Origin of the sequence: Legionella tunisiensis, assembly GCF_000308315.1 — a bacterium.
In the GTDB taxonomy this organism is placed as follows: Bacteria; Pseudomonadota; Gammaproteobacteria; order Legionellales; family Legionellaceae; genus Tatlockia; species Tatlockia tunisiensis.
Genome location: NZ_CALJ01000054.1, coordinates 1 through 3,236, shown reverse-complemented (window position 1 = coordinate 3,236; position 3,236 = coordinate 1). Strand labels below are relative to the sequence as shown.

Genomic DNA, 3,236 nt, shown 5'->3' with positions numbered 1-3,236 from the left:
AAATAGCAGAGGAATAATGATCAATAGGATGAGAGTTATCAGAATAAATCTAAATTTATCCGCATAAATTTTTCGTATAATTTCGAACAACTTGAATCATTCTATTCCTTTAATTCTACAGTGTATTTGGCATCTGTTAAATTTTATTATCAGTTTGAACACTGAAGCATTCTCTTGATTATTTTTTAGAATAGTACTGATGGTTACATATAGTTCATAATATTTTACTCACTCCATATGAAGACAAGTTAAAAAAATAAACCCAAACAATAAATAGAAGATAAAGGACAATAAATAAAATCCCCCAAAGCCGGGTAATTCTTTTATAAATTATGATAACTAACAAAAGAAGAACAGATGAGCTTAACATAATCCAGATATCTTGATGAGCTATCTGACCAACAAATGGCATTGGCTTTATTAAAGCTGTAATTCCTAGAATTGAAAAAATATTAAATAAATTACTCCCCAATAAATTTCCTATCACAATATCATAATGTTTATGCCAAGATGCAATGCAAACAGTCACGATTTCAGGGAGGGAGGAGCCAATTGCTACCATAGTTAATCCAATGACAACCTCGGGAATATTAAAAAATGGGCAAAAAAACGGAGCCATCGATAAGTAAACGTGCGCCAATAGCCAGAATGGCAAGACTAGCGAATACAATGAAGAAAGAATGTATATGACCTGGCTTTACTTCCATAAATTCTTGTTTGATTTCTTTTTCCAGCTTTTTTTCATTGTGTATTATTTGTTTGGCATTCCTTTTTTCCACCCATACTCTTACAGAAAGATAAGTGAATAATCCAACGAGCATCATTAATCCATTTAATCGATGGATAAAACCTTGAATTGATAAATAGGCTAAAAAATACTTGCCACTACATTCATGAACGCATCGTGTTTTACCGATACTGCCTTACAAGGAATTGATGAGATAAAAGCGGCTATTCCCATGGCTAAAAGAGTGTTTGCGATATTGCTGCCAACAACATTGCCAATAGAAATTTCTGGGTATCCTGCGAGGGCTGCTTCAAGTGAAACAAAAAATTCCGGTGCGGATGTCCCAAATCCAATAATAATCGTGCTAATGAGAAGTATGGATAGGTTTAGTTTTTCTGCGATTGTTACAATACTACGTACTAATCCCTCTCCTCCTAAAAAGAGAAAAATAATGCCTAAGACTATGAAGAACAATTCCACTTTCATCTATTTTTAATCACCTTATAAAACTCAGGTATCAGAAAAATAGGAAGTGCGCATAACAGAATAACTACCCAGTGCATTATGGATAAAGGTACAGTATGTAAAATGCGCTGTAACCCTGGGGTATAAATTGCCATGACTTGTAACCCTAACATACATAAAATAGCCATCAAAATCCATTTATTTGACAGCCATCCTACTTCGGTAATCGGTTTATAGAAGCTTCTAAAATTTAGGGTGTGGATATTAGACATAACGACCAGGGTGGTAAAAGCAATAGTATTCGCTAATGCATAAGACTGAGATAAATAGAATTGATATACCGAGAACGTTATGATGCCGATATAAAAGCCAAACAGAATGAGTAGGATAAGTGACATACGGTCAAAAATTGGTTTATCGGCTTGCCGAGGTGGCCTATGCATTATGTCCTTTTCAGCGTGTTCTACACTCAAAGAAAGTGCGGTTGCACTATCCGTAACTAAGTTTATCCAAAGAATTTGCACTGGGATCATAATCAATCCACCGCTGAGTATAAGATTAATAATGATAGCTAATACCTCGCCTAAATTTGAGGAGGTAAGGTAAAGCACAAATTTTCGAATGTTTGCATACTGTCGCCTACCCTCTTTTACTGCATCGATTATCGAAGCAAAATTGTCATCTAATAAGATGATATCAGCGACACTGCGTGCTACATCAGTTCCTCTTATTCCCATGGCAATTCCAATATCAGCTTGTTTCAGGGCGGGGGCATCATTGACGCCATCACCAGTCATTGCTACCAGTTGGTCTTGATTCTGTAAGAGTCGCACAATACGAAATTTATCCTCAGGGATTGTTCTTGCAAATAAAACATTTTGCCTTAATACATTCCTTAATGTTTTATCATTCATTGCTTTTAATTCACTACTCGTTATCACTTGATCTATGCTTAAGCCAATTTGATTGGCAATTGCTTTTGCTGTCACAGGTGAATCCCCAGTTATCATAATGACTTTTATACCTGAGGTTTTTTGCAATCTCCAATGCGTTGGATACTTCTTCTCGAGGCATATCAACTAAACCAATAATTCCAAGAAATACTAAATTGCTCTCAGCTTCTTTCACCGATAATTTAAGTTGTTTTAGAGTACTTTTCCTTGCTAAAGCTAATGTGCGAAGACCATTTTTGAGCAAAATTAATATAAGCTTCCTCTATTTTATTTCGGGCTTCAGCGTTGAGTTCGTTTTCTTTATCTTCAAGTAAATAATAATCACATAACGGCAAAATAACTTCAGGGGCTCCTTTGGTATGAATAATCTGATGAGCTTCTGTCTCTTCAATGACTGTCATTCGTTTTCTGATTGAATCGAATGTAAATTCATTGATAATCTGGCTCGGAAAGACTTCACTTAATCCCGATTTAGCTGCAGCAACAATTAGAGCTGCTTCGTCTGGGGAACCGATGATGTTCCATTCTTCTCCTTCTTGAAGGATGTGTGCATGATTGCATTTGCGTCCCGTGTCCAGCAACTTGATTAATTCGGGGATGGACTGTGGATTTATCGCCTGGTCATTGATTATAAATTTTCCATTTGGATTATAACCAACACCAGTGATATCTATTGTCTTTCCAAATAACCAAATTTTTTGTACGTTCATCTCATTTTTAGTGAGAGTCCCTGTCTTATCTGTGCAGATGACTGAAACAGCTCCTAAGGTTTCTGCTGCTTGAAGATGACGAAGCAGAGCCTTCTTTTTAGCCATAGCTCGGGCACCTAATGCAAGGGCGATAGTCACTACAGCAGGCAGTCCCTCGGGAATCGCAGACACGGCAAGAGATATTCCTGTCATTAACATCTGAATTAAATCTAGACCGGCCAGCAATCCAATTAAAATAACGGCAACAGAAATGGTAAGCGCTAAAAACCCCAATTGTTTTCCAATGATAGAAAGTTGCTTCTGAAGAGCTGTTTTCTTCGATAATGGTTCCTGTAAGTTCAGCTATGCGGCCAAATTCTGTGTTCATACCAATAGCAACAA

General features: G+C 36.7%; 5 protein-coding genes. All 5 read right to left on the bottom strand.

The annotated features are described in order from the left end of the window. Positions 1 to 214: 214 nt before the first annotated feature. A complete protein-coding gene (locus BN58_RS21875; protein WP_026069241.1) occupies positions 215 to 562 on the bottom strand; it encodes a sodium:calcium antiporter in 348 nt (115 codons plus the stop codon). A 28-nt stretch (positions 563 to 590) separates the two neighbouring features. After that, positions 591 to 824 carry a hypothetical protein gene (locus BN58_RS28055; RefSeq protein ID WP_156812346.1) on the bottom strand — a complete coding sequence of 78 codons (234 nt, stop codon included), beginning with the start codon at positions 822 to 824 and terminating at the stop codon, positions 591 to 593. Between the two features lie 44 nt (positions 825 to 868). Then, positions 869 to 1,213 (bottom strand): hypothetical protein, encoded by a 345-nt coding sequence (locus BN58_RS03935; RefSeq protein WP_019215734.1) that lies wholly within the window; start codon positions 1,211 to 1,213, stop codon positions 869 to 871. Beyond that, positions 1,210 to 2,232, bottom strand: a complete 1,023-nt coding sequence (locus tag BN58_RS32695; RefSeq protein ID WP_019215733.1) for a cation-translocating P-type ATPase — start codon at positions 2,230 to 2,232, stop codon at positions 1,210 to 1,212. The genes BN58_RS03935 and BN58_RS32695 overlap by 4 nt, the downstream gene beginning before the upstream one ends. Before the next feature lie 95 nt (positions 2,233 to 2,327). Beyond that, on the bottom strand, positions 2,328 to 3,140 hold the full coding sequence (locus tag BN58_RS32690) for an HAD-IC family P-type ATPase (protein ID WP_232220317.1): 813 nt from the start codon (positions 3,138 to 3,140) through the stop codon (positions 2,328 to 2,330). Positions 3,141 to 3,236: the final 96 nt, after the last annotated feature.

Excerpts from the sequence above, each read along its gene's own strand:
- BN58_RS21875 (WP_026069241.1), bottom strand. The coding sequence starts at position 562 with ATGGTAGCAATTGGCTCCTCCCTCCCTGAAATCGTGACTGTTTGCATT.
- BN58_RS28055 (WP_156812346.1), bottom strand. The coding sequence starts at position 824 with ATGATGCTCGTTGGATTATTCACTTATCTTTCTGTAAGAGTATGGGTG.
- BN58_RS03935 (WP_019215734.1), bottom strand. The coding sequence starts at position 1,213 with ATGAAAGTGGAATTGTTCTTCATAGTCTTAGGCATTATTTTTCTCTTT.